The following is a 20,130-nucleotide window of genomic DNA, read 5'->3' on the forward strand; positions in this document are numbered from 1 at the left end:
GATTACTCAGTCGTGGGCAGTTACACAATTTGGTTTACAGGCTCGACGAATCACATAGCAATCAATGTCCAAGATGGAGCGGTATACATACTCGCGCGTCAGTTAATCAAACTGACTTTGCCGGCCCGCTTTGCTCATTGATTGATGGCTTATTTATGAAGTGGTTCATTGAATGTGCTTCATCGCTTAAATGTTCTGTTTGCTCAATCGGTTTTATTGCCACTCAATACAGCTCAGACAGTTCGACAGTTCAAAGCGATGGCACTGCGCAGCTGCTGTTTCATGGTTTTACAAACGGTAAGGCTTCCCATCAGGTTCATTGGAAAGTAGCAATACATTGCACGGCGATGAGGTAATCATGCAGCAACGAACAATGGTACTTAATAACGGAATTAACATGCCGGCACTTGGCCTTTGGCCAACCCTGAATCAGTCGCGGGGATGGTAAACCTTCTAAACCTCGTGCGATTGACCGCTCAATATACTCACCCAGTCTCACTAATATTCTTGCCTTTAGTGTAAATAAAGCACAAACACGGTGTGACAATGGCGAATAGGATGCAAGCCAGAGAAATTACCCCCGACTGGCTCACGGTCTGAATTGCTCCCATGGCAAGGAAAGCGGCCAGGAACGCTACGGTGTGCATAGAACAGAACAATGGCAATTCCAACAAGGCTGGCCTAGTTCGGACAGACAACATTAAAGTGATCTGAATACCGCTCATACTCGTCACTTGGTGCACTAATCTTGGCCAATATTCATAGGTTGATTGGGTTTCGTTACGACATGAACTAAACCTTTTAATTTTTGCTGATCCTGAACGATCCAGTACGGAGCTCCTTTCCCCGCCTTGTTCACTGTCCTAGTGGGCTGGTTCCTTCGGGGTTTCATATTTCGTCAGGTCCTCAGCCAGGGCTTCGATACCCGGTGCGGAAGGGCTTAACCAACGATTGAGGTCAATCAAGTCTTTTGGGCTCAGTGTACCGGCCGACTTTTTGAGGGTGAGGGTGTTAATCACGTAGTCGTAACGGGCGTTTGCATAATTCTGCAAGGCCTCGTAATAAGCCTGCTCGGCGTCCAGCACCTCGACGATGTTGCGTGTGCCGACGTCGTAGCCGGCACTAGTGGCCTCCAGAGCGCTGCGCCGTGAGATGATGGTCTGCTCCAGCGCGGAGGCCGACTCAATGTTGGTGTTCACCTGGCTAAACAGACTGCGGGTATTGACCCGCACATCCCGGCGAGTCGTGCGCAGCGCCTCATCTGCTACGGAGACCAGCGAGCGCTGCTGACGCACTGACGCCTGCGTGCCCCCGCCCATATAAAGCGGCACATTCAGCGTCACGCCAATCACGCCTTCTGTGGTGGTTCCGTTACCAGTGCCAACGGTGGAGCCGGTTCTTCCAGGCCCAAGCCCATCAATCTCGGTCTGGCCATATGAAGCGTTCAGGTCCACCGTCGGGTAATAACCGGCCTTGGTGCTTTTCAGAGTGGATTCACTGGCGTCCAGCTGGAACCGGGCCGTCTGGATTTCCCAGTTCTGCCTCAGAGCGATGTTTTCCCATTGGGTGGGGTCCATAGGCTGGGGACGCACCAGCGGGAATTCCTGACGCAGATTGTCCAGCTGTTCGGTGTATTCGCCGGTCAGGCGGGCCAGTTTTTCAAGGGCGACATCCAGATCACTCTCGGCCGCGATACGCCGACTTTTGGAGTCGTCGTAACTGGCGCGAGCCTCGTAGACTTCGGTGATGGCGATAAGACCGACATTATAGCGTTCCTGAGCCTGATCGTACTGGCGGCGGATGGCAGTTTCAGTAGAGCGAGCGGTGGTGACGGCATCGGCCGCCCTCAGCACGTTGAAATACCCCTCGGCAGCAGTGAGGATCAATTGTTGTTGAGCCTGATTATACCGGGCCTGGGCGGCTTCGCTCTGGATCTGGCTGGTTTCAAAATCAAACCAGGCACTGGCGCGGAACAGCGGCTGAGTAAGCTCGACGCCGTAACTGAGAGTCTGATAGGAGTCATCGCTGGCGTTGTCCGGATTGACCTCGATGTGCTGGGTATTGCCGAAGGCGTTCACCCGGGGCAGCAAGCTGGAGCGCACCACGTCGGTGTTGGCCCGCTCGGCCTCGAGGGTGGCGCGTGCCTCGGCAATACCAGAATCATAGGTCAGTGCCTTTTCATAGGTTTCGATCAGATTCATGGCTAGCGCGGGTTGGGCAGAAAACATAGCCAGAAGCCCGGGCAGTAAGCGCTTTTTCATGGTGTGTGCGTCTCCATAGACGAGGGTTCGAATCCGGGGCAAATGCCCCTGAAAATGGTGTTGACCAGACTTTCAGCTTCTTCCCGAAGGTCATAGGCTTCCGGGTTTCTCAGCCAGTCGTAGTAAATTCCGAGCATTTGAACGTGCAGGGACCGGGCCGCCTTTCGGGGTGTCAGCGACTCATGGCACGGGTGGCTCTCAAAGAACCTGGTCACCTTATCGATGGCCTCTGAAGCTAACTTGTCCTGGGCACGCAGGGACCTCTCAGACTCGGTGTGATGGAAAAGAATTTTGTAGACCCGGAAGTGCCGCTTATCTTCGGCCAGCGTTCTCAGCCCATGCAGGCAGAGTTTTCGCAGGTCCTCCAGGCAGCTGGTGGTCTCACTGGTCACGTTTTCCACCATCTCCGTCATCGGTAGCCGAACGCGTTCCAGCATGGCCTCGAACAGGTCGGATTTATTTCTGAAATGCCAATAGACAGCGCCTCGGGTGACCTGGGCGGTGCGGGCGACCTCTTCGAGCGAGGTTCGAGCAACTCCGTGTGAAATGAACACCTGTTCAGCGGCGTCCAGAATACTCTGGCGCGTGGCTTCTGCTTCTGCTTTTGTTTTTCGGGCCATAACGGAATCCTTACGGGAGGCTTCTGCTTACTCACTGACTGGAATCCCTAATATGCCAAATTTTTTTGCATACATCCATGACTGTATGTATTATTTTGTTCATTCCACGTTAGATCACTTCCGGCCGACAACCCAGGAGACACCCTCATGCCCCCCCGATTTGCTTCAACATATAGTCCAAATCTGCTCTTAAAATCGCTGCTATTAATGCTGTTTGTGGGGCTTGCAGCCTGTAGCGAGGCGGAGATTGAGCCTACCGAAGACAGCGTGGGGCAAGGCGGACAGCCTGCCCAACGTGTTACCGTCGAAACGGCAGAAACCCGGGACGTGGACGTAAGACAGGACTACGCAGGTCGTGCCCGGGGGGCCCGGGAGGTGGAGGTCAGAGCTCGTATCCAGGGTATCCTCGAGGAGCGCCTATACCAGGAGGGTCAGGTGGTCAGTGAGGGTGATTCCTTGTTTCGCATTGATCCGAAGCCCTCTGAAGCCGCACTGCAGGGTGCCAGGGCGCAACGCCAGGTGGCCGAGGCCGATTTGCGCCAGGCCGAGCGGGAATGGAATCGCATCTCCTCATTGTATGAACGCAATGCCGTTAGTGAACGTGACCGGGATTCGGCTCGGTCTGCCCTGGAACTGGCTCAGGCAAATCTGGCGGTCGCAGAGGCAGGCGTTACCGAAGCCGAGCTGAATCTGGGCTACACCGATGTCAGGGCCCCCGTCGATGGCGTTACCAGCCTCGAAGATCTGCCGGAAGGGAGTCTGGTAAATCAGGGAACGCTCCTGACCACTATCGTGCAGCAGAATCCGGTGCATGTCCGGTTTGCGTTGCCTGAAGGTGATGCCGCGATACAACGCACTGCCCGTGATGCTATGACGGATGCTGCCAGTGCTGAAGACGTGGACGCTACGCTAATTATGGCGAATGGGCAGGAGTATGACCGCACCGGCAAGGTCGACTTCACCGCGTCCACCCTGGACTCCCGCACGGGTACCGTCTCTGCACGGGCAGTGTTCCAAAATCCCGAAAACCAGATTATCCCCGGGCAGTTTGTGCGGGTAAGAGTTCAGCTGCAGACCCTGGAGAACGTTGTAACGGTGCCGGAAAAAGCGATAACCGAAGGCTCGGAAGGGCCTCAGATTTTCGTCGTTGACGACGAGAGCAAGGCCCGCGCACGCCCGGTTCGTCTGGGGCCGGTTGTCGAGGGCCGCCAGGTGATACTGGAAGGTCTGAAAGCCGATGAAACTCTCATTGTCAGCGGCCTGGTCGATCTCAGGGACGGCACCGAAGTAGAAACCGGCGATGACGGCGGGGAGGCAGAATAATGCTGCGCACCTTCATTGACCGCCCGATTTTCGCATCGGTTGTCTCGATTATCATTGTCATTGCCGGGACCATTTCATTACTGGGGCTGCCCGTGGAGCAGTATCCCAATGTAGTGCCGCCCCAGGTGGTCGTTGATGGTCGCTACCAGGGCGCGAGCGCGGACGTTATTTCAGACAGCGTGGTGGCACCGCTGGAGCAGGAAATCAACGGTGTCGACGACATGATCTACATGGAGTCCAATAGCACCGACTCCGGCAGTTTCAGTCTCACGGTGTCGTTTGAAATCGGCACCGACCCGGACCAGGCCACCATCAACGTCAACAACCGGGTGCAACAGGCCCTGGCCAGACTGCCTCAAACGGTACGTGACCAGGGGCTGACAGTCGAGGCCCGGTCCACTTCCATCCTTCAGGTCATAACCCTGTCTTCACCGGATGAAAGCATGGATGTGGTGGAGATTTCCAATTATGCCCTGCTGAACGTATTGGACGAATTGGTTCGCCTGCCCGGCATTGGTGACGCGTCTCTGTTTGGCGCCCAGGATTATTCCATGCGGGTGTGGCTGCGCCCGGACAAGCTGGCCCAGTACGGGCTGACACCGGCTGATGTGGCGGCATCTTTGCGGGCTCAGAATGCCCAGTTTGCCGCTGGCCGGATCGGGGCCGAGCCCGCGCCGGAGGGCCAGGCATTCACGTTCAGTGTGTCCGCGCCGGGGCGACTGACAAGCCCGGAGGAATTCGGCGAAGTCATTCTGCGCAGCGATGAAGAAGGCGCTTCCCTGCGGCTCAAGGATGTGGCTCGAATAGAGCTCGGCGCCCAGAATTACGACTTCGCTGCGGTTTACAATGGTGACAATACGGTACCCATGGGAATCTATCTGCAACCGGGGGCCAACGCTTTGGATGCAGCGGATGCCGTGAATGAGGCAATGAAGGAAATCAGCGAGCGTTTTCCCGAAGGACTGGAATACGATGTGCCCTACGACACTACCCGGTTTATCGACATTTCCATTCAGGAGGTCATTGCCACGTTTATCATCGCCATCCTGCTGGTTGTAGTGGTGACCTTCCTGTTCCTGCAGCATTTGCGGGCGACTCTGATACCGCTGGTGGCCATTCCGGTCTCGCTGATCGGCACCTTTGCCGGCATGCAGGCCATGGGGTTCTCCGTTAACCTGCTGACTCTGTTCGGGTTAATACTGGCCATCGGTGTGGTGGTGGATAACGCCATCATTATCATGGAAAACGCCGAACGGCTGATGAAAGAAGAGGGACTATCGGCCTACGATGCCGCAGTGACAACCATTCAGCAGGTGTCTGGAGCGGTAATTTCCTCCACTTTGGTGCTGGTGGCGGTGTTCGCACCCGTTGCCTTCCTTGGTGGGTTGAGCGGTGAACTGTATCGCCAGTTTGCCATTACCATTGCGGTATCCGTGGTGATTTCGGGCATCGTTGCCCTCACACTGACACCGGCGATGTGCGCGCTGCTGCTCGGTGGAGAATCCGATAAACAATGGGCGCCATTCCGCTGGTTTGATGCCGGATTCAACCGGATAACCGAGGGATTCTGTGCCGTCGTCGACTGGATGCTTCGTCATGCGGTGGCAGGGGTTCTGCTGTTTGCGGCCATGATTGGTGGAGTCGTGCTGCTGATTGACCGGATGCCGTCCGGCCTCGTTCCCCAGGAAGACCAGGGCTTCGTGCTTACCGCTTATTCGCTACCTCCGGTGTCGTCGCTGAGCCGCACGTCAGATGCCCGCGATGATCTGGTGGAACGCATGATGGACGTGCCGGAAGTGCGCGATGTCGTGGCCTTTTCGGGCTTCGACATCATATCCAGCGCACTGAGAACCAACACCGGCGTTGCGTTTGTAACTCTGGAAGACTGGGCGGAACGCACCGGCAAGGGCGAGGATGCCGCCAGCGTGGCGGAACAGATCATGGGTATCGGCGTAACGATGCCGGAAGCCTCGGTCATGGCCTTTACACCACCCCCGATACAAGGGCTCTCAACCACAGGGGGCGTGGAAGGCTATATTCAGGCCCGTGGCGGCAGGACGCCAGACGAGATAAAGGCCATTGCCGACGAATTTATCCGCAAGGCCAATGAGCGCCCGGAACTACAGAATGTGAGGGTGACTCTGGATACCGAAATTCCCAAATACCGAGCCGATGTCGACCGGGAGAAGGCGCAGGCCACGGGCGTACCGGTCGATCAGATTTTTACCACCATGCAGAGTACTTTCGGCGGCCTCTACGTGAACGATTTCACCCTTCAGGGTCGTAACTGGCAGGTAACCCTGCAGTCGGAAGGCCAGTTCCGTAGCCACCCGGACGACTTGCGCAAGGTGTTTGTACGTTCGGATTATGGCGAGATGATTCCCCTGAGCTCCCTGATCAACCTTGAGCGCTCCAGTGGCCCTGACATCCTCAATCGCTTCAATGTCTATCCCGCCGCAAAACTTCTGGCAGATCCGGGGCCAGGCTTTACTACAGGCGACGCACTGGCGGCCCTGCAGGAGATCGGTGATGAGGTGTTTGATCGCAACACCCTGCTTGGCTGGACCGGTGAAGCCTTCCAGCTTCAGGATTCGGCATCGTCCGGTGTAGTGGCGTTCGGTATGGGCTTGCTGCTGGTGTTCCTGATTCTGGCCGCACAGTATGAGCGCTGGGGATTACCGATAGCCGTGGCCACCGCCGTACCGTTCGGCGTTTTCGGTGCGATTCTGGCCGCCATGTTGCGGGGCTTTCCCAACGACATCTACTTCCAGGTCGGCTTGCTGGTGCTGATTGGCCTGGCCGCCAAGAACGCCATCCTGATCGTGGAGTTTGCAGCCCAGAACCGTGCTACCGGAATGTCTTCGGCAGACGCCGCCAGTGCTGCGGCCAGGCAGCGTTTCCGGGCCATTATGATGACCGCATTGACATTCATTGTTGGCACCCTGCCGCTGGCATTCAGTTCCGGTGCAGGTGCGGCCAGCCGCCAGGAGATTGGTACGGTGGTCGTCGGCGGTATGATTGCAGCCAGCACCCTCGCGCTGTTCTTTGTGCCGCTGTTCTACAAGTTGGTTGAGGATTTTTCCGACTGGCTGCGGGCAAAGCGCCAAAAGCAACAACCCCGGGCCGACGTTCGTGAGCCAGGCTGATGAGCAATTGACCGTCTCCTCGCCGGTCCGCATCTGCGGGCCGGCGCTTTCACCGACGAAGGTGCCCACTCCAAAGGGGATGAACCATTCTTGAAACTGATCCGTTTTCTTTGTGTGTTCTTCCCTACCATTGCCGTTGCAAGCCCCGGAGCCCTGAGCATTTCCTGGGACAACGACCTTCTGACAGGCACAGACAAAGGGTATACAAACGGTCTCCGGCTGTCCTACCTTGGCCCAACCGCTGAGAATGGCAGAGACTGCGATATGTGCCTGTCCCACATTGCCAAGGACAGATTGGACTGGTTACCCGTCATCGGCCGAAACGGCAACTCCCACACACTTACCTTGAGCCTGACCCAGCTTATGGTCACCCCTGAGAATATTCAGGCGACCGGCCCGGTGTACGAAGATCTTCCCTACGCCGGCTATCTCTCGGGTTCGGGGACACTGTGGAGCTGGAGCGCGCGATCACTGACAGGCTTTGGCCTGGCGATCGGTATTATTGGGCCCGATTCCGGTGCCAAGGCAACCCAATCCTGGGTCCATAAGTTTACCGGTAGCACCAGACCGAACGGCTGGGACAACCAACTCGGTACCGATGTGATTGGCGAGATTCACGCCTTTCACGCACGCAGGCTTTTCCGAAAAAAAATGGCCAATAGCCTATCCCAGGAAATGTCCTGGATGTCCGGAGGAAAGCTGTCGAATTTTATCAGCAGTGGGGAGTTGGGGGTGTCATGGCGAATCGGCACGAACCTCCCCGCCAACCTCATCCCCGACTATGCCGGCGCGTCGTCTACGATTGGTTTGCCAGGCTCCCTGGATTCGCCAGGGCCGGGATGGGCGGCCTTTATCGGTGCGGGAGTTGAAGTGGTACCTTACACCTACCTGGAGAAACAGTCAGGCCGATATGACTATGATCAACGTCTGCTGGTCGGACTGGCCGGAATAGGGATAGGCTGGCACGCCCCGGGGTTCCAACTAGCTATAACACTCAGGGCAACCACTAGCCAGGATGAAACCAATAAGGATGCCCTTTCTTTCGGAACTGTTTCTGCAGCGTGGCGCTTTTGAGCACCGGAAGGGTACCTATATTCAAGACTGAAAATGGGCGAAGGAAATCTGTTCTTCGGTTTAACGGGATCGCCACATGGCATGATCTCCCGTTCAGGGCTCTATCATGCCGGGTTTTCCAGTTTTACGTGGACCTAAATTCTGGGTAGGGTGATTAACCACTCTCATGATCTTCAAGTTTGGACCTAATAAACCCTTCTTCATCTATTTGATGGGCTTGCCTCTTATCATGTTCCTCCAGCAACCGCATGATGCGTCCACGGGTAAGGGCCTCATGGAGTTCTATCTGTCGCTGCTCATCGCGTAATGATTTTAGAAGGGATATCGCCATGAATATCATCAGCACCATGAACGGAAACGCAGCCAAAATTGAAATCGTCTGGAGTGCAGCCAGACCGCCGCTAATTAGCAGCACCCCTGCAACCATGACTTGCACCAGGCCCCAGACTATCCGCAGCCAGTTTTTCGGGGTAAGTACCCCCTTGCTGGTGAACATTCCAAGTACAAAGGTTGCTGAGTTGGCTGAGGTGATGACGAATAACACGATCAATACCAGCATGAGGATACTGATTATGTTTGCACCCGGCAGGAAATCCAAGGTGGCGAAGAGAGCAGAGCTCATCTCTTTGCTAACAGCTTCGCCAAGAGCGGCACCTTCAAAGAGTTCGAAGTAAAGCGCTGAGCCGCCGAAAGTGGAAAACCACAAAGTACTCAGTAGTACAGGTGTTCCAATCACGCCGAGGACGAACTCACGGATGGTTCTGCCCCTGGAGATTCGTGCGATGAAACTGCCTACAAATGGAGCCCAGGAAAGTCCCCATGCCCAGTAGAATATGGTCCAACGCTCGACCCAATCGTCGCCAGTATAGGGCGTCATTACCAAACTCATACCCATCACATTGGCGAAATAGTCGCCGATAGCGTTGGTCATGGCTGCGGTAATGAAGTCGGTGGGGCCAAAGAAAAATACGTAGATGAGCAGGAAAGCGGCTAGCGCCATATTGGCGTCGCTGACGTAGCGCACGCCACTTTCCAGTGGAACTAAGGCGCAGAGTAGGAAAACGACAGCGATCAGGCCGAGAATGAAAAGTTGCTGATCGGCTCCAAAACCAATGTCGCCCACGTATACCAACCCGCTATTTATCTGGATAACCCCGAGCCCCAATGTCGTCGCAACACCAAACACTGTCGAAACAACGGCCAGGATATTGATGCCATGTCCGATGCCACCATCCACGTGGTGACCGATTGATGAGCGGAAGGTCTCGCTGATCAAGCCCGGGCGTTGCATTCGAAACCGTACGTAGGCAATAGCCAACCCAACGATTGCGAAGTTCGCCCACTGATGAAAGCCCCAATGAAATAGGGCATAACGCATGGCGAGGCTCGCTGCTTCCGGGCTTTCAGGCTCCGCACCACCCAGGGGAGGTGCCATATAGTGACTCATTGGTTCTGCTACGGCCCAGAAGACAAGGCCGACCCCCATGCCCGAGGAAAAAATCATACCCAACCAGGCTAAGTAGGAAAATTCCGGAGCCTCACCGTCCGCGCCTAGACGGATATGTCCATAGTCACTGACCGCTACGGCAATGCAGAAGACGAGAAAGCCAGTGGTGGCAAACAGGTAAAGCCAGCCGAAGTGCACGGTCGTGAATTCGAGACCTACGTCGGCCCAAGTTGTAAGTTCCGCTGGAAAAATAATCCCAATAACGACAAAAATAGTTAGCAGCAACAGCGATGCGTAAAAGACCCAGCCGGGACTGTTATTCATGGTCTGGATGTCCCCAATTCAGTAGGCATAAATTTGAATACGGATCCAGCGATTCGAATTACCAGAGTTTCGCTTGCTCGTCGTAACCACTTACGACTTTTGTGCCAGACCTCCCATTGAGAATTGCCAAGGAATCGTTGAGTCTGCCTATGCCACAAACACCGCCACCTTCGACGAAATTGATCGCCGCTGTGAGTTTGGGCCCCATTGAACCTTCGGGCAGGTTCAGGGCTTTCGCTTCTGCGACAGTAAGTTCGTAAATGGGCGCGGCAGTGAACGAACCGTAATCGCTGTAGACTGCATCTACATCGGTGAGCAATAACAATGCGTCGGCACGGAGATGTCGGGCAAGTAGGGCGCTGGCGGCATCCTTGTCGATCACAGCTTCCACGCCGACCAGGCTGCCGTCGTCCCGCCGAAGAACCGGAATGCCACCGCCTCCGGCGCAGATCACTACAATGCCCTGATCCAGCAGCAGTTGGAGCACCCGCATATCCGGAATTTCCAGAGGGCGCGGCGAGGGTACCACCCTCCGCCACTTGTCCCCATCCCGGGCAATGCGCCAGCCGGCGATTTCGACTTTGGCTTCGGCTTCTTGCCTGTTGTAAACCGGGCCGACAAACTTAGTGGGGTTACTGAAGGCTGGGTCATACCTGTCCACCAGTACCTGTGTTAGCAGGGTGGCCACAGGCCTGTCATGATCGAGGGCGTTTTCTAGCTCCTGTTCGATCATGTAGCCGATCATGCCCTCGGTTTCAGCGCCCAATACATCCAGCGGATAAGCTTCATCCGGCTTATAGGCGGCGCCCTGAAGCGCCAGCAAGCCTACCTGCGGACCGTTGCCATGAGTGATGACCAACTGATGGCCAGCGCGGACGATTTCGGCGAGTGATTTGGCGGCAACTTTTACGTTGGCCCGCTGGGCCTCGGCAGTCAGAGGCTCCCCTCGCTGCAATAGGGCATTACCACCAAGAGCTGCTACTACAAGCATATCGCGCTCCTTGCCTCAGCTTCCAAGAGTTGCAACGAGCACCGCCTTGATGGTGTGCATCCGGTTTTCCGCCTGATCAAACACGATGGAGGCTGAGCTTTCGAAGACCTCTTCGGTGACTTCCATGGCGTCGATGCCGAACTCTGCCTGTATCTCCCTGCCCACGGTGGTGTCGGCATTGTGGAAGGCTGGCAGGCAATGCATGAACCTGACCCGTGGGTTGCCGGTGTTTTCCATCACGGCGGCATTGACCTGATAGGGTTGCAAGAGTTTGATGCGCTCTGCCCACTTCTCCTTGGGTTCGCCCATGGATACCCAAACATCGGTGTAGACAAAATCCACGCCCGCCACGGCGGTATCGATGTCCTCCGTGATCATGATCCGCGCTCCGGTATCAGTGGCGATCGCTCGGGCTTCCTTCTGGATGGCCTCGCTTGGCCAGCACGCTGCGGGGGCGCAAAGACGCACGTCCATGCCCATCTTGGCGCCGCCGATCAGCAGGCTGTCGCCCATGTTGTTGGCAGCGTCGCCGATGAACACAAACGCCACGTCCCGCAGGGGCTTTTCCACGTTCTCCTGCATGGTCAGGAAGTCCGCCAGTATCTGGGTCGGGTGGAACTCGTTGGTCAGGCCGTTGTAGACCGGCACATCCGCATAGTGCGCCAGTTCCTCAACGATCGCCTGGCCGAATCCCCGGTATTCAATGGCATCGTAAACGCGGCCCAGCACACGGGCGGTGTCCTTGACGGATTCCTTGTGGCCGATATGGGTGCCCGTCGGCCCCAGATAGGTTACCCGGGCACCCTGGTCAAACGCCGCAACCTCGAAACCCACCCGGGTTCGGGTGGAGTTCTTTTCAAAGATCAGCGCAATGTCCTTGCCCTGTAGCTGTGGCACTTCGGTGCCGGCGTACTTGGCGGTTTTCAGGTCAGCGGAAAGTTTCAGCAAAAAGCTGATTTCCCGGGGAGTGAAGTCCCGCAGGGTCAGGAAATGCCGGTTCTTGAGATTGAAAGCCATGGTGTTACTCCTTCCCTGTTAAACGGCGTCTCGAATGGTCGGGCAACTCATGCAGCGCCCACCGCCCCGGCCACGGCCAAGCTCCGCACCGGGGATGGCAAGCACTTCTATGCCGGCGGCTTCCAGGGCGGCATTGGTGTCGTCGTTGCGGTCGTAACCGATCACCACGCCGGGACTCAGGGCCAGTACGTTATTGCCATCGTTCCATTGCTCCCGTTCCCGCTCCGCAGGGGTATCGCCACCGGTGGCAACCACCTCCAGTGAGGGATAACCCAGTACGTCCGCAACCACATCAAACAGCGGCCGGGGGGCCTGCTGGAACGAGAGGTGTTTGCCGTCCCTGCCGGGGCGCAGGTCGTAGCAGACTGTCTGGTCGGCGACCTCCTTGAAGGTGGTGACCACATTGCCGCCACAGAAGGTAAACACCGTGTCCAGATGCATGGCTGAACGGGTCTTGGGGATTTGGCAGGCAATCACCCGCTCAGCGGCACCGTTCGTAAAAAGGGCCCTGGCTAACTGGCCGATGGCTTGCGGAGAGGATCGTTCCCCCATCCCCACCAGCACCGTGCCATTACCCACCGGCATAATGTCTCCCCCTTCCAGGGTTGCGAGCGCATGGTCCACAAGAGGATCGCCCCAATGCACATTGACCTTGCCAGCGAACGCTGGGTGGAACCGGTAGATGGCGCTCATCAACAGCGTTTCCGGTTTGCGTGCGGCCCAGTACATGGGGTTCAGGGTGACACCGCCGTAGATCCAAGCGCTGTTGTCCCGGGTGAACAGGAAGTTGGGTAGTGGTGGCAGCACAAATCCGTGAGGCCCCAGATGGTTCCCAAACAGGCCCGTGGGGTTGAAAGGCAGGTTGCCCACTTCCAGCCCGCCGATCAGGAACTCCGCCAGGAATTGGCCGGGAAGCTCGTCCATCCAGGCGCGAAGGTCGGAAACCATGCCCACGCCGATATGGTTCCAGGTAATGCGGTTGTCCAGAATCCAGGCCCGTGCCTCGGGGATGTCCAGGGTCTCGGCCAGCAGTTCGTTAACGTCCAGCACTTCCACGCCCCGGGCACGCATCAGCCCGGCGAATACGTCGTGGTCTTTTTGGGCCTGCTTGACCCAGAATACGTCGTCAAACAGCAGTGCATCGCAATTGGAGGGTGTCAGCCTCCGGTGTGCCAGTCCGGGGCGGCAGACGATCACCTGCCGCAGGGTGCCGGTTTCGGAATGAACGCCAAGGGTATGTTCAGCCATATCGCATGCTCCTTTGCCTGGGGTTTTGGAGAAGCTTACAGAAACGCGCCGACACTGATCACCACCGTGATGAACACGGTGAGGATCAGTAGCAGGGGCCAGATGAAGGCCAGCCAGCGGTCATAGGACACGCGGCCGATCGCTAGGCCGCCGACCACCACGGCAAAGGTCGGGTTGATCAGGTTCACCAGCCCATTGGCTGACTGGTAGGCGGTGACCACCAGATCACGCCCCACGTTGGCGAAGTCCGCCAGGGGTGCAAGGATTGGCATCGAAAGCACGGCCAGGCCGGATGAGGACGGCACAAAGAAACTCATGCCCACTTCTATCCAGAACATCAGGTTGATAAACGTCAGCTCGGGTAGCCCGCCAAGTGTGTTTTCGGCGCTGTGCAGGATGGTATCGGCAATCATGCCTTGTTCCATGACCACCACAATGCCCCGGGCCAGGCCCACCACCAGGGCAACACCGAGCAGGTCGCGAGCGCCGTCAACAAAGCTGCCGGTCAGCTTTTTCTCACCCAGCCGGGCGATCAGTCCAATCACGATGGCGGCCCCGAAGAACAGCGAGCCCATCTGGGCCATCCACCAGCCCTGGGACGACACGCCCCAGATCATCACGACGAAGGTCAGGGCGAAGATGGTCAGGGCAATTTTCTGGGTGCCTGTGAGGTCAAAGTTTTCCAGCTCATCGTGGCCCTGGAGGAAAAGCTTTCGATGGGCGTCTCTCTGCTTGGCAACCACCGAGAGTGACGGGTCCGCCTTGACCCGATGGGCATAGCGCATGACGTAGGCGGCACAGATAATAAGGCCACCGATGAGAAGCACAAATCGCAGCCCGATGCCGTCAGTAAAGGGAGTGTTGGCGGCGTTCGCAGCAATCACCGTGGCAAACGGGTTGATGGTAGAGCCCAGCACGCCGATACCGGCGCCCACGAGAATGATGGCCACCCCGGTCACAGCGTCATACCCCGCCGAGATGATCACGGGAATCAGAATGGCATAGAACGCCAGGGTCTCCTCGGCCATGCCATAGGTTGTACCGCCCAGCGCGAACAGGGTCATAAGTATCGGAATCATCCATATCTCCCGGCCCTCCAGCCGGTGCATGGCGCTGCGTATGCCGGTGTCGATGGCGCCGGTAGCGTTCATCACGCCCAGGAAGCCACCAAGGAACAGTACGAAAAGGGCCACATCAATGGCATTGGCCACGTAACTGTCGGGATCATAGAAGCCTGCCGTGGGCGCAAGCATCACGTCGACAAAACCCTGCGGGTTTGGATCAACAGTCTGATAGGTGCCGGGAACCGCCACTTCCCGACCGACCTCTTCATTCATCGAGCGCTCGTACTGCCCTGCCGGAACAATCCAGGTCAGAGCGGCAACCAGAATGATGAGAAAAAACAGAATGGTATACGCCGTGGGAAAACGGGTTGCCAGATCTTCTTCGGGATTCGAAGAAGGAAGCTTGTCATTGTTCATGTGCGATCTCCTTTACACTACGGCTTTTCAATGGTGCATTCGTCCATTCACGTTTAAACCCGATAGCAAGTACAACAATTGATCAGGTTCAATGTTGCTCAGGGTCATCTCAGTTTTATGCTACCGGGCCTTTCGCGCCCTGCAGTTTTCCGCGAGCTGTTCAAAAGCATCAGCTTCAGCAAGTCGTCGTTATGCGACGTCACTTGGTAAGAGCCGCGTGCAAAGTCATTCCCAGGAGCCGGTGGAGAAAGGGTGGCCTGCTCGTCCGGTGAATCTGTCTCGGTCAGCACTAGTTACTTCTCTCCAAGGCATTTGATTAATGAACCTGCCTCAAGCTTCTCAGTGGTGTTCACATGAAAATATGTTGCTTTAATCGCAAAACTTAAATCGTTAGTAAAACGGTCATTTGCAGTGCATGCAGTCTAGCGTAGAATAAAAACAACCGTCCAGTCGTTTGTTTTGTTGTGAGCGTTAAGGGGACCGCGCGGAGCTCTGGATCACCCGCAGCGAGAAGCAGACAAGGGCACTGGGAGCCCGGCGTTAAACCAACGAATACTCTGGTTGCTTCGAAACTTCTTGATCAGCAGGAGTGTTAGTTTGGGGCGTATCGGGCGGACACCTGAGACTCTGGAGTATATTTTGAATTATCGAACGTTTGTCATCCTTGCTTTTCTAATGCCTCTAACGCTAGAGGCGAACGATTCGACACCGAGTCGATCCACCGGCAACATCTCTACGGCTGAGTCAATTAAAGAGCCTGCACTGACGATTAACGAACCAATGTTCTTCGTAGTAGGGAAAGATGACGATACAACAGCAGAATTCCAACTGAGCTTTAAGTACCGCGTTTTTGCCGAGGATGGTTTTGTTGTGGACCGTGCGGGCTGGCTCGAAGACCTCCATGTTGCCTACACCCAGACCTCTCTCTGGAATCTTAGTGAGGAGTCAGCGCCGTTCGAGGACTCCACATACAGGCCCAGCGTATTCTGGGAGTTTCGTTCACAGTCCAACCCATTCGGCGCGCGATTATTGAGGGTAGGTTATGAGCATGCGTCGAATGGTCAGGACGAAGATCGGTCACGCAGCATTGATACATTATTTTTAATGCCGGCATGGAGTAGCGAGCTATTTGGTAAGCAATGGACTATCGCTCCCAAGTTTGTCGGGTATCTGGCAAAGGGCTCTGAAAACGATGATATTGCAGATTATCGCGGCTACTCTGACCTGATTCTTCGAGTGGGGACTGAGGACAGCCTGCTGATTTCTTCTTTATACCGGCTGGGCGACAACGGCAGAACCACCATTCAACTCGATCTGTCGTACCCGATCCGCAAACGCATTTTCGAACGAACGGGCGGCTACCTGTTTCTGCGGGCATTTAAGGGCTATGGCGAAACACTCGAAACCTATAATCGAAAACAGGACCTTCAGGTTCGGATTGGATTTGCCATCGTGCGTTAAGCAAAGGCGGAACATGATAAAAGCATCAAGAGATGCCGTGAGTCGGATGCTTGACGTCTTTTTCGAACAATTAGTTAGGGTTGGCTTGGTCCTTGCTCGGCTATGTCTTCTTTTAGAATGCGTTTGATTTCCAGAATGGCGCCCGCGGTTTTCTGTACACTGTGGCCTGAAATAATGACTTTTTCTGAGTAAGCGCCGGGAAGGTGAGCGCTGCGGTATGGTACAAGGCCATCGTCAGAATCGGCGAGAGCCATGTCGGGATCGGAGCGAGCCACGATCGAGTGATAGCGTACATGGGGAGAAATCGGAAGGTCTGCAGCTGTTCTGATGAAAGGATCCTTTTCACTCAGGTTGTCTAAGCTGTTAGATAAGTCCGGCAGCTTTCCCTTCCTATCAACGGCTGCTGCGCGGGGTGCCAGTATGTGGGTGAGTTCCTCGAGCACTGTAACGGGGAATCGAATCAGGCCCGCCATCCAGCGCGCAAAAGGTCCCGCCGCGACTTTTGTGCCTCGGTGTGGAGTTGATAGAAAGATGACTCTGTTAACAAAAGGAAAGGGCTCGAAGCGCAGTATCGGCTCAATGCGTTTGATCTGCTGCGGCGAAAAATGGCTGCGATTCTCTGCCAGTTTGACTAGCGACTGATCGGTTGATGAAACCATCAGCCTCGCAAGAACGCCGCCCATGCTATGGCCTACCAGAACGAGGCCCGAGGACGCCGGCGCCTGGCCCGACGGATCAAAATGTGCGAGCGCATCACTGAGGGCTTTGCGAATTGCAGCGTGGTTTAATGCAATCGGCAAATTGGTGGGGTAATAAATCTGCCAGATTTGGAAATGCTGACGCAAAGTTTCATCACCCAGAACTTCGTTGGCGAGGTCCACCCAGGCTTCAGGACTGCTTGCTAGTCCATGCAGCATGACGATGATTCGTTTGTGTGGGTCATATTGCTGCATCAGATAAACATGGGGGCGGTCAATACTGCCTTTGCGACCAAATAGACTTCTAAGCGACTGTCGGCGAAAATCTGAACGCGCCAGCCACAGCCCATAGCCTGCTGTAAAATTGGCGGCCAACGGTATCCGCTGTCCCTGTATCATGATGGCCGACTCTATATAGGGATCGTGAACTGTCAGATAGGCTTGCTGGGTGTGCAGCACATTTTGCAGGTCTTCGCCGTCGGGGCGCAGCGTAATCGTTATGGAGGGGGTGGGCATCGCGCTCCATGACGGCAGCTCTCTCTGACGGTTCGGTTGCTGGTTAGCACTATGCGAGAGTGTTTCAATCAGAGGCCCATCCGGCATAACTGCCACCATTTCAGCGCCAATGCCATCTTGTCTATATACACTACGCAGGCCACGAAAGGATAAAGACGAGGCTGGCAATAGCTCAGTTGGAAGCGGCCTAATGGCTGAGAGGAGGGGGGCATCTGTTTCAAGGTGTATTGCCCAGCCAGCTATTTGCCGTGGGCCAGAGGTAGACTCATGACCAGATCTTTGCTCTCGGGTTTCGAACATTCCCGTGGCAACCCGTGCGACGGCATAGTTGTACCAGTCCTGTATCTGGGTCTGTCGATACTCAAAAGCTCGCTCCCCGGGCTGGCGATTGCCAAAGAAAAGGTAGGCATAAGCATAGCGGACAACCTCAAGTAAAGCGGCCAATTGCTCGGAGCCAGGACTCATCATTTGCGCTCGTGCCAACCACAGCTCAGATAGTGCTGCCAGTTGGTTGTCTACTGAAATGTCGCCTACCCCGCTAAGCGCATCGACGCAGCTTGATGAAATTGGAATCGCACATTCGTCATCCAGACCAGCTACTTTAATGGTCTGAAGGGTGGCATTACTGAGCGCGCCGCGAGTCAGGATATCGCTGCGCCTGAGCTGGAAGAACTCGCCGGGATCCAGGGTGTTGGTTTCAATCGCCGGACTAAGCTCCCGCAAAATGGAGCAGCCACCTAACAATGACGAAATAATCGCGAGTAATGCCAGTGATCTGTATGGTTGACGAAGCATCATGGAGGTGTACCTTCAACAAAAACGCCAGGAACGCCCCTCTGAATCGTCTTTGAAAAATCGTCGTTTTTTTCGTCAGCGGCTAGTGCGGGTTCGTTGATGTACCCAAGCGCCTGCAGTTCCGGGTAACGGTAGCCGGAAGTCAATCCATGAAGATCGTAAATGTATTCCGCAAAATACCCCGACAGTAGCAGGCGATAGTCGAGAGGCAAGGTTGGAGCGATGAGTTGAGCCAACATGAAGAAGATTGTAATGCAATTACTGGTCACCCTGTTGTAGACACGTGGCGTGTGCTGAAGTGCATCGACTTCGTGCAAGTACTCCAGAAACAAAGTGCGAAGATTCGCCTGACTCGTCCGCAATCGATAGAGGTAAACATCTTCGCCCCAAAAATTACTGCGGGTACTCAAAAAATCGCGTTCATCGGCTGCAATCAAGACCTGCTCGAATCGACGGAAGAAACCTCTCAATGTAGAAAAAGTATCGTGATTCTTCCTGTGTATTTCCAGAGAAAACACTATCCGCCCACCGTTGTCAAAGCCGAAAGAAATCAACGTATGAGCAATGTGCGGGGACGGCACGAGGTCTGCGCTGTGCAGATAGTCCAGGTCATATGTGCGACTCTCCCTGTGCATGGTGTAATCGGTCTCTTTTCGCCATTCGAAGTTCCGGACATTTTTCAGGTACACCTTTTTGCCGGTGATCCTCGCTTCTAGTAGACCGGCTAGATCATCTACCCACACCCGATGATGCGACGGCCCTATCATTCATTCCCTGCCAAATCAATAGAGGCGCGACCGCGATGCCGAATGAAACCCGTGCGACGAAGCCTGCTCATTGTCTGAGAAAGCTGATTCTGTGAACTACTCAGCACACCTCGGCTGCATAAGCTCATACAAGAGCCGTCGATGCGTTTCCTTTAAATCCTTGAGCGATATAGATGGGTTTCCCTGGGATAGCATTGACGAGTTGATCCACAATAGCGCGGGAGCCAGTGCAAGTGGGAAAAAGTGTTCTGTCAAGACGCTCGGGCGAACAATGCCTCGGCGTATCTGATGTTGGATGATGGATTGCGATCTATCTCTTAAGCCGCGCGCAATTTCATTGTGCCACCGTTGCACAAGATCCGGCGCTCTGGCGCTTTCTGCCAGTAGTAGCCGGTAGATTGATATGGTTGCGGGAGAGTCAAAGGTTGCGTAGAGGCGTTCAAGGTAAACATCTATGAACTCAGACAAAGACAAATCTTCATCAGGAAGCCAGCCCTGGAAATCGCATAGTTGTCGTGTCGTTCGTCCGAGCAAGGCATGAAAAATTTCCTCCTTGCTTTTAAAGTGAGCATAGATCCCCGCCTTGGACAGGTCGGCGCGTTCTGCAATTTGCTCCATAGACACAGCATTGTAGGTCCGGTCAGAAAACTCTATTAGCGCCGCGTCCAATATCTCTTCTTTTCTGGCTTCAGAGGATAAATAGCGGCGCTTCGCCGGCACGTTATTGTTTTTGGATCCCATAGAAAGTCTCTCTTCAAAAGTCAAAAGTCAAAAGTTGTCATCGACGGCCTCACCGACGTAATGAGTAACGGTGGCCTGACAATAGGCCGTTTTAAGCTATCGTCATCGCAATCATTTGAACACAAATGCCTCACAGCAAGTGTTTCCAGTGTATGGATTATACCGTATAATTTAAAAACGTCCGTATGGTCGTTTTTTTAGCTGAGGGATAGATCTGTTT

At 55.3% G+C, this 20,130-nt stretch carries 15 protein-coding genes; 5 read left to right on the plus strand and 10 right to left on the minus strand.

The window, feature by feature from the left end:
• Positions 1 to 356, plus strand: a 356-nt coding sequence (locus tag A8B84_RS21865; RefSeq protein ID WP_227512746.1) for a hypothetical protein, incomplete at its 5' end; no start/stop codon positions are given.
• 507 nt (positions 357 to 863) lie between these two features.
• Here A8B84_RS21865 and A8B84_RS09515 read toward each other — a convergent pair.
• Together A8B84_RS09515 and A8B84_RS09520 are read right to left on the minus strand one after the other, a co-directional pair.
• Positions 864 to 2,261: a TolC family outer membrane protein gene (locus tag A8B84_RS09515; protein WP_064228532.1), complete on the minus strand. Its 1,398-nt coding sequence runs from the start codon at positions 2,259 to 2,261 to the stop codon at positions 864 to 866.
• Positions 2,258 to 2,881, minus strand: a complete 624-nt coding sequence (locus A8B84_RS09520) for a TetR family transcriptional regulator (RefSeq protein WP_064228531.1) — start codon at positions 2,879 to 2,881, stop codon at positions 2,258 to 2,260. Before A8B84_RS09520 ends, A8B84_RS09515 begins: the two co-directional genes overlap by 4 nt.
• Before the next feature lie 207 nt (positions 2,882 to 3,088).
• Between A8B84_RS09520 and A8B84_RS09525 the strand changes: the two genes are divergently transcribed.
• From A8B84_RS09525 to A8B84_RS09535, 3 genes are all read left to right on the plus strand, one after another.
• Positions 3,089 to 4,204 (plus strand): efflux RND transporter periplasmic adaptor subunit, encoded by a 1,116-nt coding sequence (locus A8B84_RS09525; RefSeq protein WP_138103122.1) that lies wholly within the window; start codon positions 3,089 to 3,091, stop codon positions 4,202 to 4,204.
• Positions 4,204 to 7,350 carry an efflux RND transporter permease subunit gene (locus A8B84_RS09530; protein ID WP_064228529.1) on the plus strand — a complete coding sequence of 1,049 codons (3,147 nt, stop codon included), beginning with the start codon at positions 4,204 to 4,206 and terminating at the stop codon, positions 7,348 to 7,350. Before A8B84_RS09525 ends, A8B84_RS09530 begins: the two co-directional genes overlap by 1 nt.
• A gap of 90 nt (positions 7,351 to 7,440) precedes the next feature.
• Positions 7,441 to 8,424, plus strand: coding sequence for a lipid A deacylase LpxR family protein (locus A8B84_RS09535; protein ID WP_082905131.1), 984 nt, complete (start codon positions 7,441 to 7,443; stop codon positions 8,422 to 8,424).
• A gap of 154 nt (positions 8,425 to 8,578) precedes the next feature.
• Here A8B84_RS09535 and A8B84_RS09540 read toward each other — a convergent pair whose 3' ends face one another.
• Genes A8B84_RS09540 through A8B84_RS09560 form a run of 5 tightly spaced genes read right to left on the minus strand, consistent with a single transcriptional unit; the run spans position 8,579 to position 14,932 of the window.
• On the minus strand, positions 8,579 to 10,195 hold the full coding sequence (locus tag A8B84_RS09540; protein WP_082905132.1) for a BCCT family transporter: 1,617 nt from the start codon (positions 10,193 to 10,195) through the stop codon (positions 8,579 to 8,581).
• 58 nt (positions 10,196 to 10,253) lie between these two features.
• Positions 10,254 to 11,186: a carbamate kinase gene (gene arcC, locus A8B84_RS09545; protein WP_064228528.1), complete on the minus strand. Its 933-nt coding sequence runs from the start codon at positions 11,184 to 11,186 to the stop codon at positions 10,254 to 10,256.
• A gap of 15 nt (positions 11,187 to 11,201) precedes the next feature.
• Complete coding sequence (gene argF, locus A8B84_RS09550; protein ID WP_064228527.1) at positions 11,202 to 12,203, minus strand: ornithine carbamoyltransferase; 1,002 nt, start codon at positions 12,201 to 12,203, stop codon at positions 11,202 to 11,204.
• Between the two features lie 18 nt (positions 12,204 to 12,221).
• Complete coding sequence (locus tag A8B84_RS09555) at positions 12,222 to 13,451, minus strand: arginine deiminase (protein WP_064228526.1); 1,230 nt, start codon at positions 13,449 to 13,451, stop codon at positions 12,222 to 12,224.
• 35 nt (positions 13,452 to 13,486) lie between these two features.
• Complete coding sequence (locus tag A8B84_RS09560) at positions 13,487 to 14,932, minus strand: YfcC family protein (RefSeq protein WP_064228525.1); 1,446 nt, start codon at positions 14,930 to 14,932, stop codon at positions 13,487 to 13,489.
• Positions 14,933 to 15,571: 639 nt separating this feature from the next.
• Between A8B84_RS09560 and A8B84_RS09565 the strand changes: the two genes are divergently transcribed.
• Positions 15,572 to 16,393 (plus strand): phospholipase A, encoded by an 822-nt coding sequence (locus tag A8B84_RS09565; protein WP_138103120.1) that lies wholly within the window; start codon positions 15,572 to 15,574, stop codon positions 16,391 to 16,393.
• 74 nt (positions 16,394 to 16,467) lie between these two features.
• Here the strand turns inward: A8B84_RS09565 and A8B84_RS09570 are convergent, their stop codons facing one another.
• The 3 genes from A8B84_RS09570 to A8B84_RS09580 all read right to left on the minus strand — a co-directional run bounded on the left by A8B84_RS09570 (position 16,468) and on the right by A8B84_RS09580 (position 19,910).
• Positions 16,468 to 18,405 carry an esterase/lipase family protein gene (locus A8B84_RS09570; protein ID WP_064228523.1) on the minus strand — a complete coding sequence of 646 codons (1,938 nt, stop codon included), beginning with the start codon at positions 18,403 to 18,405 and terminating at the stop codon, positions 16,468 to 16,470.
• Positions 18,402 to 19,169 (minus strand): DUF4105 domain-containing protein, encoded by a 768-nt coding sequence (locus A8B84_RS09575; RefSeq protein ID WP_064228522.1) that lies wholly within the window; start codon positions 19,167 to 19,169, stop codon positions 18,402 to 18,404. Before A8B84_RS09575 ends, A8B84_RS09570 begins: the two co-directional genes overlap by 4 nt.
• A gap of 96 nt (positions 19,170 to 19,265) precedes the next feature.
• On the minus strand, positions 19,266 to 19,910 hold the full coding sequence (locus A8B84_RS09580; protein WP_064228521.1) for a TetR/AcrR family transcriptional regulator: 645 nt from the start codon (positions 19,908 to 19,910) through the stop codon (positions 19,266 to 19,268).
• Positions 19,911 to 20,130 lie beyond the last annotated feature (220 nt).

It is taken from the genome of Marinobacter sp. EhC06 (assembly GCF_001650915.1).
GTDB lineage: Bacteria > Pseudomonadota > Gammaproteobacteria > Pseudomonadales > Oleiphilaceae > Marinobacter.

Coding starts and splice junctions, on each gene's coding strand:
- A8B84_RS09515 (WP_064228532.1), bottom strand. CDS start 2,261: ATGAAAAAGCGCTTACTGCCCGGGCTTCTGGCTATGTTTTCTGCCCAA.
- A8B84_RS09520 (WP_064228531.1), bottom strand. CDS start 2,881: ATGGCCCGAAAAACAAAAGCAGAAGCAGAAGCCACGCGCCAGAGTATT.
- A8B84_RS09525 (WP_138103122.1), top strand. CDS start 3,089: ATGCTGTTTGTGGGGCTTGCAGCCTGTAGCGAGGCGGAGATTGAGCCT.
- A8B84_RS09530 (WP_064228529.1), top strand. CDS start 4,204: ATGCTGCGCACCTTCATTGACCGCCCGATTTTCGCATCGGTTGTCTCG.
- A8B84_RS09540 (WP_082905132.1), bottom strand. CDS start 10,195: ATGAATAACAGTCCCGGCTGGGTCTTTTACGCATCGCTGTTGCTGCTA.
- arcC (WP_064228528.1), bottom strand. CDS start 11,186: ATGCTTGTAGTAGCAGCTCTTGGTGGTAATGCCCTATTGCAGCGAGGG.
- argF (WP_064228527.1), bottom strand. CDS start 12,203: ATGGCTTTCAATCTCAAGAACCGGCATTTCCTGACCCTGCGGGACTTC.
- A8B84_RS09555 (WP_064228526.1), bottom strand. CDS start 13,451: ATGGCTGAACATACCCTTGGCGTTCATTCCGAAACCGGCACCCTGCGG.
- A8B84_RS09560 (WP_064228525.1), bottom strand. CDS start 14,932: ATGAACAATGACAAGCTTCCTTCTTCGAATCCCGAAGAAGATCTGGCA.
- A8B84_RS09570 (WP_064228523.1), bottom strand. CDS start 18,405: ATGATGCTTCGTCAACCATACAGATCACTGGCATTACTCGCGATTATT.
- A8B84_RS09575 (WP_064228522.1), bottom strand. CDS start 19,169: ATGATAGGGCCGTCGCATCATCGGGTGTGGGTAGATGATCTAGCCGGT.
- A8B84_RS09580 (WP_064228521.1), bottom strand. CDS start 19,910: ATGGGATCCAAAAACAATAACGTGCCGGCGAAGCGCCGCTATTTATCC.